Here is a 20,050-nt window from a genome sequence, read left to right on the forward strand (position 1 = left end):
TCTCCATGTTAGTCATTGCGAATAGCGGTTGCCAGCCGCAACTGCATCAACCGCCAGGCGGGATAGACGCCCGCCACAATCGCGGCAAGCACGGCGACGCCAAACGCTTGCCACAAGGCAGTGGTCGAAAGCGTGAACTGAATAGTCCACCCGAAAGAACGCTTGTTGATGATGAAGACCAAAATTGCCGCCAGCGTGATGCCCGTAGGCCACGAAAGCACCCCCGCCAATGCGCCCATCAACCCCGTTTCCAGCACCGTGAGCCGCCACAACTGGCGCGGCGTCAGCCCAATGGCGCGCAAGGTTGCCAATTCGCGCGTGCGTTCGATTTGCAACGCCATGAGCGCGCTCAACACGCCGATGAACGCCACCACCACCGCCAGCAACTGCAAGGCGCGCGTAATCGCAAATGTGCGGTCGAACACCGCCAGCGCGGCTTCGCGCAGGGTGCGGTTGGTGCGCACCAACACCTCTTCGCCCGCCAGCGCCGCCTGCACACGCGCCGCAACCGCCGCCACATCGGCGTCGGGGGTGGTGTAGAGGCTGAACGATGAAACCCATGGGTCGTCCCAGCGGGCGCGGTATTGCGTCAAATCCATGAGCACCACGCCCTGGTCGGCGGAGTAGTCGTAGAAGACGCCGACAATGGGGAGACGTTCTTCACCCCGTTGGGTGCGCAAGGCAAGCGTATCGCCGCATGTGACACCGTGCCGATAGGCGAACGGTTCTGAGACAATCACCGCCCCCGCGCGTACCGCCGCCGCCACATCATCCACAGAGCCGGCGCGACAAATGAACAACGCCGGGTCGCGGGGACGTTTCCACTCCACCGCCACCAACAACAGCGGTCCCAGGTCGGCGCTTTCGATACGCACGTTACGGGCGGCTTCCACCACCGCCACCCCCTCCACGGCGGCAATGCGCTCACCCAACGCGGGGTCGAGCGGGGCGTCGGCGCGGTTGCCCGCCAGCGCCGGCGCGGAAATGTACACGTCGGCGCGCAAGGTCGAATCGAGCCAGCGCTCCACGGTCAGGCGGAAGGCATCCACCATGAGCGCTACACCAATGCTCACCGAAACAGCCACCATGAGCGCGGCAATCGCCAAACCGGTACGGCTGAGCGCGTTGGCGATGGTGCGCGGCGCGATACGCCCCACGGGTCCCAACAACCGCCCCAGCAGCGGGCTTCCCACACGCGCCATCACCAGCACCAGCATGGGGGTGAACGCCGCAAACCCAAGCACCACGCCAAACACGCCTACAAACGCCGGCACCAGAGCGCGCGAGGGCCACTGCAACAGTCCCCAGGAGAGGGCGAAAAGCACCACACCCACCCCCGCCAGGCGGGGCGCAACACGGCGGGCGCGGCGTTCGATATTCGAGCGGCGCATTGTGCCCGCGGGGGGCGTTGTGGCGGCTTCGTAGGCGGGGAGCGCCGTTGCCGCCAGGGTAGCGACAACGCCCAGCGCCATGCCTTTCAACAACACCGTCGGCGGCACCGCCACTTCGCGCACCGAGACCACGAAATAGAGGTCGTTGATGGTTTGCGTGACCAGGCGCACCAGTTCACGCGCGAGCAACACGCCAAACAGCACCCCCAGCAGGCTCCCCACCAGACCAAGCAGCAGGGCTTCACCGGCAATCAGCGCGAAAATCCCCTCCCGCGTGACGCCGAGCGCCCGCAGCGTGCCCAACACCGGGCGGCGCTGAACCACCGAAAAGGTCATGGTGTTGTAGATGAGGAACATCCCCACCACCAGCGCCAACAGGCTGAGCGCCGTCAGGTTGAGTTCAAAGGCGGCGCTGAGTTGGCGCACGCTTTGCGCCTGGCGCGCGGCGGTAGTCAACAGGGCGTCGGGGGGCAAGACGGCGCGAATGCGTTCCAGCCGGGCGGCGCCGGCGGGGTCGTCTTCGGGCGCGATGAGGTCAATGCGGCTGAGCCGCCCCGTCATCCCCAACAGGCGCTGCGCCACGCCCACGTCCGTGAGCAGAACGCCGTCGAGCGCGCGGCGGGTGAATGCATCGGCGGGGTCGAGCAGACCAACCACCTGCACGCTGAACCGCTCCGTCCCGTAGCGCAAGTGCACCGTATCGCCCAAACCAATGCCGGCGCGCTGCGCCATCTCGCGCGAGAGCACTACGGCGGGCTTGCCCTGCAACAAGGGCACTAGCAAATCGGGCGGGACGTCAGGCGAGGTGGCAAGGTAAGGACGGAAGGGGGCTTCGGCAAAGGGGTCTACCCCCAGCAGGCGCATGGGCGCCGCGCCGAATTCATCCACGCGCACGTAGCCTTCCACCACCGGCGCAATGAGGCGCTCGCCCAGGTCGGTCCGCAGGCGCGTGTAGAGGCGCTCATCCAGCCCGGCGGGTCCGCCGACAATGTGGTGCGTTGCGCGTCCGGTAATGCTTTCGGTGGAGAGGGTGAACGCCCGCGCCGCGCTCGCGTTCGCCAAATCCACCGCGACGACCACCGCCACCCCCAGCGCGATGCCTACCACCGCTAGCACACTCAGCCAGCGCCGACGCCAGAGCGCCCGCAGGCTGTAGCGCCACTGCCACGCCATGCGCTCATTCATGGGTCATCGTCTCCTCTTCGGGCACCAGTTTGCCATGCAGAATGCGCCACACGGCATCGGCGCGGCGCACAGCGGCGCGGCTGTGTGTCGCCATGAGCATTGTCACGCCACGCTCACGCACCAGCGCTTCGAGCATATCCAGCACCTGCTCGCCCGTTTCCAGGTCGAGATTGCCCGTCGGTTCATCCGCCAGCACCAGGCGCGGCTCATGCACCAGCGCCCGCGCAATCGCCACGCGCTGTTGCTCCCCACCCGAAAGCGTATCGGGGAAGGCGTGCTCGCGCCCCGCCAGCCCCACCTGCGCCAGCAAGTCGCGCGCACGGGCGCGGGCATGGCGCAGCGGCACCCCTTGCAGTTCCAGCGGCAAGGTGACATTTTCCAGCACGCTCAACGTGGGAATGAGGTTGAAGAACTGGAAGACGAAGCCCACCTGTTCGCGGCGGAAAAGCGTGCGGGCGCGTTCATCCAGCGCGGTAAGATCCACATCTCCCACGCAAATCGCGCCGCGGTCGGGCGTATCCAGCCCCGCTACCAGGTTGAGCAGGGTGCTTTTGCCCGTGCCGCTGCGCCCCAGCAGGGCGGAAATGCGCCCGGCGGGGAAGGTGTGCGAGACATCGTCGAGAATGACGCGGGTGCGTTCGCCTTCTTGAAATGTTTTGGTAATGCGGTCGAGTCTGATCATGCGGCTCTGCCCTGTCTGTGCATTGTTTCACAAGCATTGGGGAATTGTAGCCGGCGGGGGAGCGGTTGACAACGCCTTGGGGTTGGGTTTCAATCAGCAGACGGAAGCCAACCGAAAACAAGAGGAGCCGTGATGAACGAAGACCTGCGAAACCACCTGGACCACATCCGCAACCGTGTGGTTCCCAACCGCCGCGCCACCACCGAACCGCCGACGCCGGACGTGATTGCCGACCTGGAAGCACGGCGGCAACCGCCGCTCCTTATCCGTGGGCTGGAACAACTCAACGGCGGTTTCTGGTACGAGCAACACGAAACGCTGGAATGGCTCTGGCGCGCCACCGATGAACCGGTGCGCGACGTGTTCAAAGGCATTTTGCTGGCGGGGGTGGGGGCGTACCACACGCGCCAACGCAACCGCCACGGGGCGCTGGCGAAATGGACATCGGCGCTGGAATACCTGCGCCCCTACGCCGGCACACGCCCCTACGCGATTGACGTGGACGCCGTTCTGGCGCAGGTGGAAACCTTTGCGGCGCGTTTACAAGCCGAAGAAGAACCCGATTGGGACGCCGTCAAGCAGATGGTGCGCGGGTTGCGCGTGCCTTTCGAGCGTCGGGCGGCGCACCCCCGCGTCACGGCGATTTTGCAGCGCCTGGATTGGGCGTACAACGAAAGTGTGATGGCGTTCACGCGCAATGTGCGCGACCTGAGCGAGGAAGAAGCCGACTGGCAAGCGGTGCACGGGGCGCGCACCATTCGCATGTTGTTGCAACACATTGGGACGGCGAAAGTGGTCAATCTGGACCGGCTCTTTGGCGAAGGCACACTCTCGTGGGATGCGGTCGAACCGCCGCAGCGCGTCCCCGACTTGCTGCACTGGATTGCCGAGTATCAGGAACGCTTGCGCTTCCATTTTGGCTTTGCCGAAGACGCCATGCTGGACGAAGAGCGCCCCTTCGCCCGCTGGACGCTCTCGGTGGAACGAATTGGGAACATTCTGGCGGAGCACGACCTGTATCACACGGGCGAAATCAACGCCATTCGCGAGCAGTGGCGCTATTCCACCAAATAACCTTTCTCGCGAAGCACCTCACGAGCGCGCACCAGGGCTTCGTTGGTGCGCGCTTCGAGTGTGTGCAAGTGCAAGCCGTCGGTCAGTTCGCTGAGCAAATGCGCTTTGGTTTCGCGCAGTTGTTGCATGAATTGCGCCACATCGGCGCGTGAAGCAATGTGCAAATTGCCGCGCAGTTCGCCGTAGATGGGATGCTCAACAATGACATCTACCACTTCCACCCCCACGTCCACCAGCGCCAGCAATTCGTCTTCGGTCTGTTCGGGCGTGTGGCGCACCGCCACCACACTGCGCCACACGGTGCGCCCCGGCGGATGCATGTAGTAGCCGCGCGGGCTGGCGTGAATCTCCTCGCCGGCGGCACGCAACACTGCAATATCCTGCACAATCACCTGCCGACTGACGCCAAAATGGTCGGCGAGCGTGGTGCCTGTGAGGGGCGCGTTGGCTTGTTTCAAAAGGCGCACAATTTCACGGCGGCGCTCTTCGGTTGAATACGTTGTTTCCTGAGGGGCTGTTTGTTGGGTCATGCGACCTCCAATTCCTCGTCTTCGAGCCGAACATGGCAACCCAGGCTCTGCTCATTGCGCCAGGCGGCGGTTGCCACCAGCCACGCCGCAGTAGCGGCATGCCACAACCGAATGGTTTCCGGCGCTGGGTCGTGGGTATGATACATGGAAGCCGCTTCTTTCCGCAAACGCGCCAACGTTTCAACCGCCTGCTGTAAGCCGGTACGTGTGCGCACAAGCCCCACGTTCCGCCACAAAAGCGTGCGAATCTGCTCAAGCAGGGCGTTGGCGGCGTCAGCGTCGGCGGTCGCGCCGCCGGGTGTTTCGGGTGGGCGGATGCGGGCGGGCGGGCGCGGGTGTTCTTCCACCAGATGCTGGGCGACACGCGCCCCCCACACCACCCCTTCGAGCAATGAGGTGCTGGCAAGCCGGTTCGCGCCGTGCAAGCCCGTGCAGGCGACTTCGCCCACTGCGTAGAGGCGCGGCACGCTGGTGCGCCCCCACTCGTCGGCAACGACACCCCCACAGGTGTAATGTGCAGCGGGTGCAACAGGAATCGGCTCGCGTGTGATGTCCACGCCGTACTCCGCGCAGGCGGCGGCAATCGTGGGGAAGCGGGCGCGAATGCGTTCGGGCGGCATGACCGAGGCAATATCCAGCCAGACGTGGGGCAAGCCGCGCGTCTGCATTTCGGTGTAGATGGCGCGCGCCACCACGTCGCGCGGGGCAAGGTCGCGCCATTCGGGGGCGTAGCGCGCCATAAAGGCTTCGCCCGCTTCGTTCAGCAGGCGCGCGCCGGCGCCGCGCACCGCCTCGGAGATGAGGAAGGCGGGCGCATGGGGCGCGGCAAAGGCGGTGGGGTGGAATTGGACGAATTCCAAATCGGCGAGTTCGGCGCCGAGTGCGTGCGCCATGGCGATGCCGTCGCCAAGCGTGCCCGGCGGGTTGGTGGTACGCGCGTAGAGCGCCGCCAAGCCCCCCGTGGCGAGGACGGTTGCCCCGGCAACGACCAAGCGCCAGCGGGTCTCGCGTTCAACCCAAAAGAGCGCCCCCGCGCAGGCGTCCGCCCCGGCGGTGCGCACCAGGGCGGCGGCAATGTGCCCCGTCAGCAAGGTAATGCGGGGATGGGCGCGCACGGCGTTGAGCAGGGCGATGTGAATGGCGCGCCCGGTGGCGTCGGTGGCGTGGATGATGCGCGGGCGCGAATGCCCCCCTTCCAGCGTGCGCGCCAACGCCCCGTCGGGCGTGCGGTCGAATGTGACGCCCAGGCGTTCCAGCAAAAGCCGTTCCACCGCGGCTGGACCTTCCGCCGCCAGCAGGTGGACGGCGGTCGGGCGGTTGTGGTGGCTTCCCGCCCGCATGATGTCTTCGGCAAGCAAACGGGGCGAGTCATCCTCGCCCCGATAGACAATGCCGCCCTGTGCGTAGAAGGTGTTGCATTCGTGGGGGTCGCGGGCTTTGGTGGCGAGCACAACGGGCACGCCGGCGTCGGCAAGGCACAACGCCGTGATCCCCCCCGCAACGCCGCTGCCAATCACCAGAACGGGCGTGTGAAGCGTTTCCATGGCGCACCTCGCTCAACCAATTTCAAGCATACGCTGGACGGCGCGCAACGCCCGCACGCGAATCTCTTCCGGCACATGGACTTCATATTGAATGTGTTGCAGCGCGGCGAGTGTATCTTCCAGACGAATTTGGTTCATGTGGCGGCACCGGATGGAGCAGAGCCGCACCATCTCCTTGTCGGGGTGAGCGGCGGCGATGTTGTCGCCCATCGCGCATTCGGTGAGCAGGAGATAGCGCGGGGCGTTTGTTTCTTCGACGAAACGAATCATGGCGCTGGTGCTGCCCGAAAAGTCGGCGGCGGCAACCACTTCGGGGCTGCATTCGGGGTGAGCGAGCACCACCACGTCGGGGAAGGTGGCGCGCACGTTTTCAATGTCTTCAACGGTAAATTGCTCGTGAACTTCACAGCGCCCATGCCAGGCGATGATGTGGTAATCGAGCATTGTGTCTTGCCCGTCGCGCGGGATTTGGGTGGGGAAGATGATATGCTTGCCGGTTTCACGCGCCACGTTTCGCGCCAAATACTCATCGGGCAAGAAGATGACCGTGTCGCTGTTGAGCGATTCGACGACTTTGGCGGCGTTGCTGGATGTGCAGCAGATGTCCACTTCGGCTTTCACGTCGGCGTAGGTGTTGATGTACGCCACAATGGGCACGCCGGGAAACTGCTCACGCAAACGGCGCACGTCTTCGGCGGTGATACTTTCAGCGAGCGAGCACCCCGCCTTGCGCGAGGGAATGAGCACGGTTTTTTCAGGGTTGAGAATTTTCGCCGTCTCCGCCATAAACTCGACGCCGCAGAAGACGATGATGTCGTGGTCGGTTTCGGCGGCGCGGCGGCTCAGTTCCAGCGAGTCGCCCACAAAATCGGGAATGGTGTGGAACAACGCCGGTTCCATGTAGTTGTGCCCCAAAATGACGGCATTGCGCTCTTTTTTGAGCGGCAAAATCTGCGCGGCGAGTTCGGCTTTGTACCACAACTCGGCGTCGGGGGTGAACGCGCCAAGTTTGGCTTTCAGGTCGGCGTAGATGCGTTCGACTGTCGGTGTTTCGATGGTTGTTGTCATGACACACGCTCCTCTTGGTGGATGTTGGTTGGCATATGCACCAGCATGCTGAGATCGAAAGCGGGGGCGGAATGCGTCAAAGCGCCCACCGAGATGTACGCCACACCCGTTTCGGCGATACGCGCTACTGTTTCGAGCGAGACATTGCCCGAGGCTTCCAGCGGAATGCGTCCCGCCACCAGTTCAACGGCGGCGCGAATCTCATCGAGCGACATGTTATCGAGCAAGATGCGGTCCACATTGAGCGCCAGGGCTTCGCGCACGTCGTCGAGCGTGCGGGCTTCGACTTCAATGGGGCGACCGCGGGGGTCGCCGGCGCGCACCCGCTGGACGGCGGCGGTGATGCTTCCTGCGGCGGCGATGTGGTTTTCCTTGATGAGCACCATGTCATAGAGCCCCATGCGGTGGTTTTGCCCGCCACCCAGGCGCACCGCCCATTTGTCAATTCTGCGCAAGCCCGGCGCGGTTTTGCGCGTATCGAGAATGACGGCGCGCGTATGCGCCACGGCTTCGACAAAGCGGCGCGTGAGCGTCGCAATGCCGGACATGCGCTGCATGAAGTTGAGCGCAGTGCGCTCGCCCAGCAGAAGCGCATGCCCAGGGCCTTCAAGCGTGGCAATGTCTGTGCCGCGCGCAACGGATGCACCATCAGGGACGAGGGGGGTATAGCGCACGCGCTCATCCAGCAGGGCGAACGTGCGCGCCGCCACCGCCTGCCCCGCCACAACGCCATCGGCTTTGGCGCGAATCGTCGCCGAGAGCCACATATCGGAGGGGATAGTGCATTGCGTTGTGATGTCGCCGTCGCCGATGTCTTCATCCAGCGCGCGGCGGATGATGTCGTCAAGCCAGTCTGTACGCGAGTTGTCCATTCTGCACCTCTGGCGCTATTATGGTTGGTGGTGTCGAGAATACACTATGCTGACTGTCTTGTCAACTGTCTTGTCATTTCAAAGGAGAGGAAAGCGCGGCGATACGTCAAAAGCAGCAAGCAAAAAGCGGCTACCGGTGATGGTAGCCGCATTGTTTTCCAGATACCCCATGCACAGCCTTCAAACCTCACACACGGCGGCGCGTGCGCACCAGCAAAACACCGCCCGCCAACGCCAAAAGCCCACTCACAGCCAGCGTGAGCATGCGGCTATGGGTGGGAGACCGCTCGGCGCGCAACGTTTGCAGCGTGACGGCGGTGGGGCCAGTTGAGAACGTCCAATTGAATCCAGTAAACAGCGATTCACCGCCTGAGCAGTTATTATCCCAAGGGGCGATAAAGAATTGATATTCAACTGTTGTATTCGTAAATGCAGCCGGCACGCTTGTTGTAAACACATCGCAACGCCAGTTGCTTGGGGGATTCGTTGTATCATATTCACAGCGTTGGCGGTAATAGTTCCCAGCATCACCCGTCGGGTGCACTTCAACACATACAGACTCGCCAAAAGTGGTATTAGACTCAACCCAAAACCGCCAGCCTGGGCTGAGCCACTGCGGTGCAGTGCCCGTGTGGTTCGTAATGTAAGTGGCAGCCTCAAGCGTTGCTGGGAGCAAAAGCGCAGCAATGATCAAACAGAGACTACAAACACGCAGGTAAAAACGCATCTTCCACCTCCTCTTCACAACCCCACCGTTCGGGAACGTTCTCATTATACCAACTTTTCCCCTCAACATCAATCCCTCCGCCCCCTCTTTGCAACAATTTTGCAACCATCGCCACTTGCGTTGCAACAATGTCGCAATCGTTCTCAGCGTGGGCGTACCCAACCGACAAAATACGCCCGAAAAGCGTGCGTCTGCTTTGCATCTTCTTCACAACTGACTATAATCCGAGGCAAGAAACAAGCACTCGCGCACCGGAGAAGTGGGGATTCCCCACTTTTCTTGTTGTAAAGGGTGTGTGAAGAGAGATGGGATAGAAGGAGTGCAAACAGCATGCGAACCAGCGAATTCATGATGGCGCTCAACGCGCTCTGCCATGAACGTGACCTTTCAAAAGAAGTGGTCATTCAGGCGGTGGAACGCGCCTTGCTCACAGCCTACAAGCGTGATTACGGCGGCAAGGCGTACAACCCCGTGGTCAAAATTGACCCTGTGACGGGGGATGCGCGGGTGTACGTGGACAAAGAAGTGGTCGAAGAAGTGATGCACCCGCACACGGAAATCTCGCTGGAAGAGGCGCGGCAGTTCGAGCCTGACGCCCAAATTGGGGACGTCATCAAAGTGGAAATCACGCCCAAGGACTTCGGGCGTATTGCGGCGCAAACCGCCAAGCAAGTCATCATGCAGGCGATTCGCGAAGCAGAGCGCGATAAAGTCTATGCGGACTTTTCGAGCCGCGAAGGTGAGATTGTTGTCGCGACGGTGCAGGGCATTGACGCCAAAACCGGCACGATCCGGCTGAGCCTGGGGCGCGCCGAAGCGGTGATGCCACGCCAGGAACAGATTCCAACCGAACGCTACCGCCCCGGTCAGCGCATACGTGTGTATGTGTACGAAGTGAAGAAGAGCCAGCGCGGCCCGCAAATTTACGTGAGCCGCACACATCCCGACATGCTGCGGCGGTTGCTGGAACTGGAAGTGCCCGAAATCGCCAACGGCACGGTCATCATCAAAGGCATTGCCCGCGAGCCGGGGGCGCGCTCCAAAGTGGCGGTCTGGGCTACGCAGGAAGGTGTGGACCCCGTCGGCGCTTGTGTCGGCATGAAGGGCATTCGCAACCAGAGTATCGTGAACGAGTTGGGGGGCGAAAAAATTGACATTGTCGAATGGAGCCCCGACGAAGCCACGTTCGTCAAAAACGCGCTCAGCCCGGCCAAAGTGGCGCACGTCTTCCTCGATCCCGACCATCCCGAAGGGAAGACGGCGCTGGTCATCGTGCCCGACAACCAATTGTCGCTGGCGATTGGCAAGGGCGGTCAAAACGCACGTCTTGCGGCAAAGCTGACCGGCTGGCGCATTGACATCAAGAGCACAAGCGAAGCGGCCGACGAAGCCTTGCGCCGCGCCGAGTTGGAAGCCAAACGCCGCCTGCAAGAAGAGCAAGAGCGGTTGGAGCGCGAACGCAAACTTGAAGAAGCGCGCCGCCTGCTCGAAGAAGCGCAAAAAGCGCTGGCTGCGGACGCCGAGGAAGAAGAGGAAGCCGTGGCGGCGGTCGAGCCGGAGCTGCCCGAGGTTGAACCGGAGCCGGAACCGACGGCCACAGCACCTGAGCCGCGCGCTGAAACGGTGACAACCGTTGCAGACGTTGAAGAAGAAGAGGAAGAAGATTTCTTTGAAGAAGACTTCTTCGAGGAAGAGGAAGAAGAGGAAGACGACTTCTTTGAAGAAACCAAATCCGCCAAGGCAAAAGGCGAAAAGCCCAGCCTGGCCGACCTCTTCTACACGCTGGACAAGCGCGGCCAACAAGTGGAACTCGAAGACGAAATCCGCAAGCGGCGCAAAGAACGCAAAGGCGGCAAAAAGAGCAAGAAGAAAGGCCGCTAACCAAAACGGAACGTGTGAACCGACAGAAGCCGGTACCGCGCCGCTGTGCGTGCTACCGGCTTCTGTATCATCACTGGGTGAGGGGTATGGGCAAGAAACACATTCCAATTCGCACCTGTATCGCATGCCGCACGTCGCGCCCCAAGCGCGAACTGATGCGCATTGTGCGCACACCGGAAGGCGAACTGGTGTTCGACGCCGACCAGAAAGCCCGGGGGCGCGGCGCGTATCTCTGCCGACGGCGTGCATGTTGGGAACGTGTGGCGCAACGCCCCAAACTGCTGGGCAACGCCCTGAAACGCCCGCTCTCGCCCGACGAGGTGGCTATGCTGCGCCAGTATGTTGAAGCAGCCACGTTTGACGAAGAAAATGAATTGACAGATGTTGAACAACCGTAGCGCCGATGCGCTGCGAAGAAGGAGTAAGGAGGACGCCTATGAGCCACGCGCATGAAGCTATCCGTATCCCAGGACCAATAAGTGTTCGTGAATTGGCCGAACTGCTGGACGAAAGCCCGATTGCCGTCATCAAAACATTGATGGCAATGGGGGTAATGGCCAACATCAACCAGGTGTTGGACCCCGACACGGCCGCTCTGGCCGCCGAAGAGATGGGGCATCCGGTGCTTTTGCCGGGCGAAGAAGAAGCCCAAGAGACCGAAGAAGAAGCCGCCGAAGAAGAAGCCGCCGACATCGAAGAAGAAGTCGAGCCGGTGGCCGAAGTCAAGCCGACGCGGAAACAGCGGCTTTATGCCAACGAACGCCCCGAAGATTTGAAGCCGCGGCCGCCCATTGTGGCTGTCCTGGGGCACGTAGACCACGGGAAAACAACCTTGCTGGACGCCATCCGACAAACGCGCGTGGCGGAGGGCGAAGCTGGTGGTATTACGCAGCACATCGGTGCGTATCAGGTCAAAAAACAAGGGCGCTTGATTACATTCATTGACACGCCGGGGCACGAAGCCTTCACCGCGATGCGTGCCCGTGGTGCACAAGGCGCGGACATCGTCATTTTGGTGATTGCCGCCGACGACGGCGTGATGCCCCAAACCATCGAAGCCTACGAACACGCCAAAGCCGCCGGTGTGCCCATCATCGTCGCTGTGACGAAGGTGGACAAACCGAACGCCAACCCCGACCGTGTACGCCAGCAAGCCGCCGACAAACTCGGCTTGATTCCCGAAGAATGGGGGGGCGATGTGCCCTTCGTGAATGTGGCGGCGCTCAAAGGGCAAGGCATTGACGAACTGCTGGACTACATCTTGATTGTCACCGACCTGCACCAGGATGACATCGTCGCCAATCCGAACCGCTCGGCGCAGGGCGTCGTGCTCGAAAGTGAACTTGACCCACGCCAGGGGGTGGCGGCTACGCTGTTGGTGCTCAACGGCACACTGCGCCAGCGCGATACCGTGCTCGCTGGAACCGCCTACGGCCGTATTCGCGCCATGTTCAACGACCAGGGCAAGCGTGTCAAAGAAGCCCCACCCAGTATGCCGGTGCGAGTATTGGGCTTGAACGAAGTGCCGCCCGCCGGGCAATTCTTTGAAGTGGTGGAAAGCGAACGCGCCGCGCGTGAAATCGTGGAACAGCGCAAGCGCCGCCTGGAACAAAAACGCTCGCGTGGGCGCATTACGCTGGAAGATGTCTTCCGCCAGTTGCAAGCCGGCCAGCGTGAAGAACTCAACCTGGTGGTGAAAGCCGACACCCAGGGGACGCTGGACGCGCTGATAGATTCCCTGCACGACCTGGCAACCGAGGATGTGGCGGTGAAAATCATTCGCCAGGGCGTTGGGGCGGTCTCCGAAAGCGATGTGATGCTCGCCAGCGCCAGCGACGCCATTGTGATTGGATTCGGCGTCAAGGTGGATCGTGTGGCGCGTGAACGCGCCGAGCAGGAAGGCGTCCAGATTCGCACCTATGATGTCATCTACCACCTGCTCGAAGACATGGAAAAGGCGCTCAAAGGGCTGCTGGAACCTGAAACAGAAGAGTTTGTCTTGGGGACTGCCGAAGTGCGCGCCGTCTTCAAAGTGCGTGGGGGCAAGGTGGCCGGGTGCTACGTGCTGGATGGCGTCATTCGCCGCAACGCCAAAGCCCGCCTCATCCGCGACGGCGAGGTGGTCGCCGACACCAAGGTCGCTTCGCTCAAACGCTTCCAGGAAGACGTCGCCGAAGTGCGCCAGGGCTTTGAGTGTGGTATCGCCCTCGAAGGTGTGACCGAGTACAAGGAAGGCGACCTGATCGAAGCCTACGAAGTCCGCGAAGTCTAACGCCTGTTTGATGACAAGGGCCGATGGCTCGTCTGGCGCGCATGTTGCGGCGGGCGAGCCATCTTTTTGTTAGGAAGGATGATGTGTGAAGGAGGACGTCATGGCAACACTCCGTCGTAAAGAACGACTCGCCGAACAAATTCTTGAAGAAGTGGCGATCATCGTCCAAACAGAGATGGACGACCCACGTTTGCAATTCCTGACGGTGACGCACGTCGAAATGAGCGACGATTTGCGGCATGCGCGGGTCTTTGTGAGTATCATGGCGGAAGACGCCGAGCGTGAGGAAACACTCGCCGCGCTCCACCATGCACGCGGCTATATTCGCAGTCTGCTCGCGTCGCGCCTGACCATGCGGCGCGTGCCGACGCTGCACTTCTACCTGGATGAGTCGCTCGAAAACAGCCTGCGCGTCTGGGAATTGCTGGACCTGACCAAGGCGGCCAAGCCGCGCGATGACATCGAACTCGAAGAAGAGGAGGCTGGGGAAGACGATGAGTAAACAGCACGCCGCCAACACTATCCTGAACGCTGACAAAGTGCTCATTTTTAGCCATGTGGACCCCGACGGCGACGCCATCGGCTCGGCGTTGGGGCTGATGTGGGCGCTGCGCTCGATTGGCAAGCACGCCAACGTTTCGTTCGCCGACCCGGTGCCGGTACGCCTGCGTTTTCTTCCGGGGAGCGAGGAAGTCGCACCGCGCCCACCCGCCGACGATGAGTTGATTGTCGTCCTCGACGCCAGCGACCCCGACCGTGTGGGGGGACCGCTACCCGCGGAAGCCATGCAAGGGCGCGAAGTGGTCAACATTGACCACCACGTCACCAACGTCAACTATGGCACGGTCAACTGGGTAGATCCGTCATATCCCGCCGTGGCACAAATGATCTACCACCTGCTCCCCCTGCTGGGGATTGAGCGCCCCGACGCCAACACCGCCACCTGCCTGTTGACCGGCATGGTCACCGACACCAATGCATTCAGCACATCGCACACCACGCCCGCCGTCCTGCGTGACGCCGCCGACCTGATGGAAGCGGGCGCGCCGCTACCCACCATCATGCAAGAAGCCATCCGCAGCCGCACCCTGCAAGAAGTGCGCCTGTGGGGGCAAGTGCTCTACGATTTCGCCGTTGAAGATGGCATCGCCTGGGCGATCAACACGCGCGAGAAGCAAGCCAAAGCCCAAGCCAGCGAAAACGACGCCGGCGGCATGAGCAACTTCCTGCTCAACATTCGCGGCGTCAAAGTGGCCATCACCTTCAACGAACTTGAAGATGGGCGCACCAAAATCAGCATGCGCGCCAAACCGGGGCACAACCTCGCCGATTTGGCGTTCCGCCTGGGCGGCGGTGGGCACCCCCTCGCCGCGGGGGCGACGCTCGATATGCCCATCGAAGAAGCCGTGCGTACTGTCATTCCCATGCTCCACGAGGTCATCCGCGAAGCCGAAACCACCGCAAGCGCAACCGGCGCGGCGGCGAGCGCCTGAGGAGCGGCATGGACGGCATTCTGATTGTGGACAAACCCGCCGGCATGACATCGCACGACGTGGTGGCGCGGGTACGCAAACTGGCACGCCAGCGCAAAATCGGGCACGCCGGCACGCTGGACCCCCTGGCGACCGGCGTGCTCGTGCTGGGGCTGGGCAAAGCCACCCGCCTGCTCGAATACTTGACCGGACACGATAAGCGCTACCTCGCCGCGGTCATGCTTGGGCAAACCACCACCACCTACGACGCCGAGGGCGAAGTGGTGCGTACCTACGAAGGCGAATGGCCCTCGCGCGAGGCGGTGGAAGCCGCGCTGGAACGTTTTCGTGGCGAGATTGAGCAACGTCCGCCCCTCTTTTCAGCCATCAAGCAGGGCGGGGAACGGCTCTACGAAAAAGCCCGCCGCGGCGAAAACGTGGACGTACCGCCGCGCCGTGTCATCATTCACGAACTGCACCTACTGCGCTACGCGCCGCCGCTCCTCGAATTGGACGTGCGCTGTTCCAAGGGCACCTACATCCGCTCACTCGCCCACGACCTGGGCGAAGCCCTCGGCACAGGGGCTTTTCTAGCCGCCCTGCGGCGCACCGCCAGCGGGCCTTTCACCATTGAACAAGCCCACACCCTACCTGAAATCGAAGCCGCCGCGCGTGAGCGCCGATTGGATGAATTGCTGTTGCCGCTCGGCGCGGGGCTGGAAACCTTGCCCGCCGTTCGCCTCTCGCCTGAGGAAGCGCGCCGCCTGGCGCAAGGGCAATTCATTCGTGCGCACACCCCGCTGGACGGTATGGTGCGCGCCCTGCTGGGCGACGAACTGGTGGCGCTTGTGCAGTACGATGAACAACGCCGCGCCTGGCGTCCTGTGAAAGTGCTGGTCTCAGAACCCAATCAACGAACGTGAAGACAACACAGCGAGGAGTCATGAACATCCTGCGCGACGATTTCTCATCTTTTCATGGCGAAACCGTGCTCACAATTGGCAAATTCGACGGCTTGCACGTTGGGCATCAAGCGCTCATCCGCACCGTGCGTGAAGAAGCCGCCGCCCTGGGCGTGCACGCCGCCTTGCTTACTTTCGACCCACACCCGCTCGCCGTCTTGCGTCCCGAAGCCGCGCCGCCGCTCATCACCCCCCTGCCTGAAAAAACACGCCTGCTCGCCCTCTACGGGCTCGACATCATGGCGATTCTCACCTTCACCCACGAACTGGCGCAGACGCGCGCCCTGGACTTTCTGGCGCGCATTGAAGCCGGCTTGCGTCCGCGCGTTTTCGTCGTCGGGCCCGATTTTGCGTTTGGCTATCGGCGCGAAGGCACGCTCGACCTGCTGCGCGCCTGGGCGAGCGAACGCGGCAAGCGCGTCATTGTTGTGCCGCCGGTGGTGGTGAACGGCGAACGGGTCAGCGGCTCGCTGGTACGTAAGAAACTGCTGAATGGAGACGTCGGGGAAGCGGTGGCGCTGCTGGGGCGCGCCTACGCCATCACCGGCGTGGTGCGCCACGGCAACCAGCGGGGCGGGCGCATCGGCATTCCAACCGCCAACCTGGCGCCGCCCGAAGGGCAAGTCGTACCGGCAAACGGCGTCTATGTGACGCAAGTTTTCTGGAATGGTGAAGCGCACCCCGCCGTGACAAACATCGGCGTGCGCCCCACCGTGGACGGGCACACGCGCTTCATCGAAACGCACATTTTGGACTGGGAAGGCGACCTGTACGGGCAATGCATTCGCGTCGAATTTCTGGAACGCCTGCGCGATGAGCGCAAATTCCCATCGCTCGAAGAACTGATTGCGCAAATTCACGCGGATATCGAAGCGGCGCGGCGCTGGTTCGCCACACACACGCCACCAACACCAACCTTGTCGCCCTACTGCGAAAACGAATGAGGAGCATGCCAACCATGAATCTGTTTCAACGCAAGCGTCAACGGCCATTCATCTATCCAACCGAGCGCCGCGATATTGAATTGGTGATGTACGCCCGCACTTTTGGCTGCTGGGACCAAGCGCGTGCTGAAGCCTGGCTGCGTGAACACAGCATCCCGTATCGCGTTGTGGACATCAGCCGCGAACCGGGCGCCGCCGAACGCCTGCTGCACTGGGTTGGGTATCTCAGCGTCCCGACGTTTATCATCGCACGCCCTGGGGAAGATGAACCCATCGCCCCACCCGAACCGCTCAATGGTCGTCGCCCGCGCGGCCTGCACCGCGGCACCCTCATCACCGAGCCGAGCAACGAGCAACTGCTCGCCTTCCTGCTCGACCACAAGTTGGTTGCCATTGCCGACAATGAGTTAGCGGTGTAGGCAGCACGCCAGGCGAAAGCCCACACCGCCAACCCGGCGTTAGCGCTGAAACGTCCAGACGCCACGCAGAAGCCGCATCTGCATACCGCAGGTGCGGCATTTGTGTGTCTCGGGGGCGGGGGCATCCCACGCCCCAACCGTGTAGCATTGGGGGCATTGCAACACCTGCCGCCAATCAGGCAAGGGGCGCGGCGTGAGGCTCCCGGGCTTGCGCGCCCACACCAGGTCGTAGTAGGTCTGCCAGGGGCGGGTGAAAATCTCCGTCAAGCCATGCGCCGCTAGGCGCTTCTCGAACTGCGCCGGCGAATCGGTGCGCCCCGGCATCAAACGGGCGTCCAGGCCGATACGGTTGGAGATGAGCAACCATCCGCCGGGGCGCAAGACGCGCACCATTTCAGCAATGGCGGCGTCGCGGTCGGGCAGGAATTCGAGCGCTTCGAGCATCGTCACGGCATCGAAAGCCTCATCAGCAAAGGGGAGAGGGGCGGCGGGGTGGTGCAAGAGCGCCCAACGGGCGTCCAATTCGCGCTGGGCGCGTTTGTGTGCGGCTTGCGCCAGCATTTCAAACGAGGCGTCCACGCCTACCAGCGCGCCTGTGAAAAAAGGAATGTCGAGCAACGCAAGCGGAAGGCGTCCCGTGCCTGTAGCCACATCCAACACCAAACCAGGACCGCCTTCCCCAAGGGCTTCTTCCAAACGGTCGAACAGGGGCTTGCCAAGAAAGGCAAACTCATCAGCCGGCGAAAAGCCCTTGACCGCATCATACGTCGGCGCGCCGCGGTCGTAGAGCCAGCGCACCAGCCACGCCCCGGCATAACTGCCTTCGGCCACGTAGATGAGCCAATAAAGGGCCAGCAGTACTCCCACCACGACAACCAGCGCCACCAGAAGATTGCCCATCAAAGCCACTCCATGCGTTTCTTTGCCGCTGTTTGGGGCCGCCATTATGGGGGAACTGCATCGCGCAGGGCAAATTGTTGGCGGGCAAACAACCGTGAAAAAGCGCGCGGCGCACCACACCGCAAGTGTTGAAAGGTCTGCGCAATCAAACAAGGCGCTTTCTTAAAAACTTCATGGCATAAAAAGCCGGTTATCTTCGTTTACAAAAGTGCGGCCGCCTATTCCATCAACTCTTGTAAGGAGCAGCCCCATGTTACCTTTTCGTTTGATAACCGTCGGTTTCCCCCGCTGGCCTCTCTTGTTGCTGACCATGTTCACATTGCTGCTGCTTGGCGCTCAACGCCCCCCGCAAGAACAGCCACACATTGCCGCCGCCCCGAAAGCCAGCCTGAGCGCAAGCGCCATGCCGGGTGTGCGGTTCGTGCACACTTCGACAGACGCTAACCGGTTCAGCAACTCGACGCTCATTGACCATCCTCTATTGAACAACAACCCCAATGCCATCTTCTTTGTAACCCAGAACTGGAACCCGGGCGGCTCGACCGGCTTGCACCACAATCACCCCATCGGCGTTTGGTACACCGGCACCCAATGGGCAATCTTCAACGAGGATTTGGCGTCAATGCCAGCGGGCGCCGACTTCAACGTCTTCATCCCTGATAGCAGTCTCGGCGCATTTGTCCACTCCGCCACGGCGAGCAACATTGGCTGTGGACTCAGCCAGTGTACCTACATTGACCATCCATCGCTCAACAACAACCCCAACGCTGTCTTCTTCGTGACGCAGAACTGGAACCCGGGCGACACCACCGGCATCTACAACTCTCACTACATCGGCGTCTGGTATGACGACGCGGTAGAGAAATGGGCCATCTTCAACCAGGATAAGGATCCTATGCCAGATGGCGCCGACTTTAATGTGCTGATCGCAGATACGGCCACCGCGTTTGTCCATGCAGCCACGACAAGCAACATTGGCTGTGGTTCAAATCAGTGCACTTACATTGACCATCCCGCGTTCAACAACAATCCCAACGCCATCTTCTACGTGACGCAAAACTGGAACCCGGGCGACACCACCGGCACCTACAACGACCACGCCATCGGCGTCTGGTATGACGCGGCGCTGAAGAAGTGGGCCATCTTCAACCAGGACCTGGCGGCCATGCCGGAAGGCGCCGACTTCAACATCCTTCTGCCGGAGACCAAAACAAGTGTCTTTACGCATGTTGCCACAGCCAGCACCATCTCGTGTTTTTCGGACCACTGTACTTTTATTGACCACCCGCTGTTGAACGACAATCCCAATGCCCTCTTTTTCGTCACCCCTACCTGGACTGCCAATGGTGCGGATACCTTCGCCTACAACGACCATCCCATTGGGGTCTATTATTCGACCAGCCTCAAACAATGGGCTATCTTCAACCAGGACACAGAATCCTTATCTGAAAGCGCCGCCTTCAATGTGCTCATCCCACCGCCGGGCGCCAACGTCTTTGTGCATACGACCACAAGCGCGAACATTACGAACAACAGCACGTACATTGACCACCCGCTTCTCAACAACAATCCGAATGCGGTGGTTCTTGTTACGCCGAACTGGAATCCCGGCGGAATTGGCGGGCAGTACCACGACCATCATGTCGGTATCTGGTATGACGACGGACCAAAGCAGTGGGCGATTTTCAACGAAGATCAGCTCACCATGGCAGAAGGCATCAGCTTCAACGTGCTGGTGCTGAACGACTTGACCAGCCTGCCTGGCGCAAATGACGCGTTCACCCACACGTCGGCAGCCGATACCGTCGCGAACAACTGGACCAACCTGGACCATCCATTGACGAATAAGAACCCGGTGGCCTTTGTCTTCACCACCCTGAACTGGAACCCCGGCGGCGCTGCGACGGGCAAGGACCACAACCACGCCGTTGGTGTCTGGTACAATTCTGACATTACGAAGCAGAATTGGACGATTTTCAACCAGGACCAAAGCGGTATGCCCACCGGCGTGGGCTTCAACGTGCTGGTGATCACCCTGCAATCCTACCTACCCCTGGTGATCCGCTAGCACCCGCACCACCGCCCGCAAGAGGGGGCGCCGCCCATGCGGCGCTCCCTTTTGTTTCC

General features: G+C 61.7%; 18 protein-coding genes. 10 read left to right on the forward strand and 8 right to left on the reverse strand.

From position 1 onward, the window contains the following. Positions 1-8: 8 nt before the first annotated feature. Positions 9-2,576, reverse strand: a complete 2,568-nt coding sequence (locus SE16_RS07145) for an FtsX-like permease family protein (protein ID WP_082381990.1) — start codon at positions 2,574-2,576, stop codon at positions 9-11. Then, complete coding sequence (locus SE16_RS07150) at positions 2,569-3,258, reverse strand: ABC transporter ATP-binding protein (protein ID WP_054493896.1); 690 nt, start codon at positions 3,256-3,258, stop codon at positions 2,569-2,571. The genes SE16_RS07145 and SE16_RS07150 overlap by 8 nt, the downstream gene beginning before the upstream one ends. Positions 3,259-3,390: 132 nt before the next feature. Here SE16_RS07150 and SE16_RS07155 point away from each other — a divergent pair, with 132 nt between their 5' ends. Next, on the forward strand, positions 3,391-4,332 hold the full coding sequence (locus SE16_RS07155) for a DUF309 domain-containing protein (RefSeq protein ID WP_060687417.1): 942 nt from the start codon (positions 3,391-3,393) through the stop codon (positions 4,330-4,332). On the opposite strand, the gene SE16_RS07160 is transcribed toward SE16_RS07155, so the two are convergent. The 5 genes from SE16_RS07160 to SE16_RS15740 form a co-directional block, all read right to left on the reverse strand. Beyond that, entirely contained in the window at positions 4,317-4,862 is a 546-nt protein-coding gene (locus SE16_RS07160) for a transcription repressor NadR (RefSeq protein ID WP_054493560.1), read from the reverse strand. The two genes, SE16_RS07155 and SE16_RS07160, sit on opposite strands and share 16 nt — an antisense overlap. Next, entirely contained in the window at positions 4,859-6,406 is a 1,548-nt protein-coding gene (nadB, locus tag SE16_RS07165; RefSeq protein ID WP_060687420.1) for an L-aspartate oxidase, read from the reverse strand. Before nadB ends, SE16_RS07160 begins: the two co-directional genes overlap by 4 nt. 12 nt (positions 6,407-6,418) lie before the next feature. Then, positions 6,419-7,474 carry a quinolinate synthase NadA gene (gene nadA / locus SE16_RS07170; protein WP_054493058.1) on the reverse strand — a complete coding sequence of 352 codons (1,056 nt, stop codon included), beginning with the start codon at positions 7,472-7,474 and terminating at the stop codon, positions 6,419-6,421. Further along, positions 7,471-8,346, reverse strand: a complete 876-nt coding sequence (nadC, locus tag SE16_RS07175) for a carboxylating nicotinate-nucleotide diphosphorylase (protein ID WP_054493059.1) — start codon at positions 8,344-8,346, stop codon at positions 7,471-7,473. Before nadC ends, nadA begins: the two co-directional genes overlap by 4 nt. Positions 8,347-8,533: 187 nt before the next feature. Next, positions 8,534-8,803: a hypothetical protein gene (locus tag SE16_RS15740; protein ID WP_152918111.1), complete on the reverse strand. Its 270-nt coding sequence runs from the start codon at positions 8,801-8,803 to the stop codon at positions 8,534-8,536. Positions 8,804-9,403: 600 nt separating this feature from the next. Here SE16_RS15740 and nusA point away from each other — a divergent pair. From nusA to SE16_RS07220, 8 genes are all read left to right on the forward strand, one after another. Further along, positions 9,404-10,954 carry a transcription termination factor NusA gene (nusA, locus tag SE16_RS07185; protein WP_082381991.1) on the forward strand — a complete coding sequence of 517 codons (1,551 nt, stop codon included), beginning with the start codon at positions 9,404-9,406 and terminating at the stop codon, positions 10,952-10,954. Positions 10,955-11,040: 86 nt separating this feature from the next. Further along, positions 11,041-11,352 (forward strand): RNase P modulator RnpM, encoded by a 312-nt coding sequence (gene rnpM, locus SE16_RS07190; RefSeq protein WP_054493137.1) that lies wholly within the window; start codon positions 11,041-11,043, stop codon positions 11,350-11,352. 38 nt (positions 11,353-11,390) lie between these two features. After that, positions 11,391-13,226 (forward strand): translation initiation factor IF-2, encoded by a 1,836-nt coding sequence (gene infB, locus SE16_RS07195; protein ID WP_054493138.1) that lies wholly within the window; start codon positions 11,391-11,393, stop codon positions 13,224-13,226. Positions 13,227-13,326: 100 nt separating this feature from the next. After that, positions 13,327-13,728, forward strand: coding sequence for a 30S ribosome-binding factor RbfA (gene rbfA / locus SE16_RS07200; protein ID WP_054493139.1), 402 nt, complete (start codon positions 13,327-13,329; stop codon positions 13,726-13,728). Further along, complete coding sequence (locus SE16_RS07205) at positions 13,721-14,719, forward strand: DHH family phosphoesterase (protein ID WP_054493140.1); 999 nt, start codon at positions 13,721-13,723, stop codon at positions 14,717-14,719. The genes rbfA and SE16_RS07205 overlap by 8 nt, the downstream gene beginning before the upstream one ends. An 8-nt stretch (positions 14,720-14,727) precedes the next feature. Continuing rightward, a complete protein-coding gene (truB, locus tag SE16_RS07210; RefSeq protein WP_054493141.1) occupies positions 14,728-15,621 on the forward strand; it encodes a tRNA pseudouridine(55) synthase TruB in 894 nt (297 codons plus the stop codon). A gap of 20 nt (positions 15,622-15,641) precedes the next feature. Next, positions 15,642-16,604: a bifunctional riboflavin kinase/FAD synthetase gene (locus SE16_RS07215; protein WP_054493142.1), complete on the forward strand. Its 963-nt coding sequence runs from the start codon at positions 15,642-15,644 to the stop codon at positions 16,602-16,604. A 14-nt stretch (positions 16,605-16,618) separates the two neighbouring features. Beyond that, complete coding sequence (locus SE16_RS07220; protein ID WP_054493143.1) at positions 16,619-17,023, forward strand: glutaredoxin family protein; 405 nt, start codon at positions 16,619-16,621, stop codon at positions 17,021-17,023. Between the two features lie 39 nt (positions 17,024-17,062). On the opposite strand, the gene SE16_RS07225 is transcribed toward SE16_RS07220, so the two are convergent. Continuing rightward, positions 17,063-17,923 (reverse strand): class I SAM-dependent methyltransferase, encoded by an 861-nt coding sequence (locus SE16_RS07225; RefSeq protein ID WP_054493144.1) that lies wholly within the window; start codon positions 17,921-17,923, stop codon positions 17,063-17,065. 250 nt (positions 17,924-18,173) lie between these two features. On the opposite strand from SE16_RS07225, the gene SE16_RS07230 reads away from it, so the two are divergent. Beyond that, positions 18,174-19,991, forward strand: coding sequence for a DUF7452 domain-containing protein (locus SE16_RS07230; protein WP_054493145.1), 1,818 nt, complete (start codon positions 18,174-18,176; stop codon positions 19,989-19,991). Positions 19,992-20,050: the final 59 nt, after the last annotated feature.

The sequence above is a fragment of the Ardenticatena maritima genome (assembly GCF_001306175.1).
In the GTDB taxonomy this organism is placed as follows: domain Bacteria; phylum Chloroflexota; class Anaerolineae; order Ardenticatenales; family Ardenticatenaceae; genus Ardenticatena; species Ardenticatena maritima.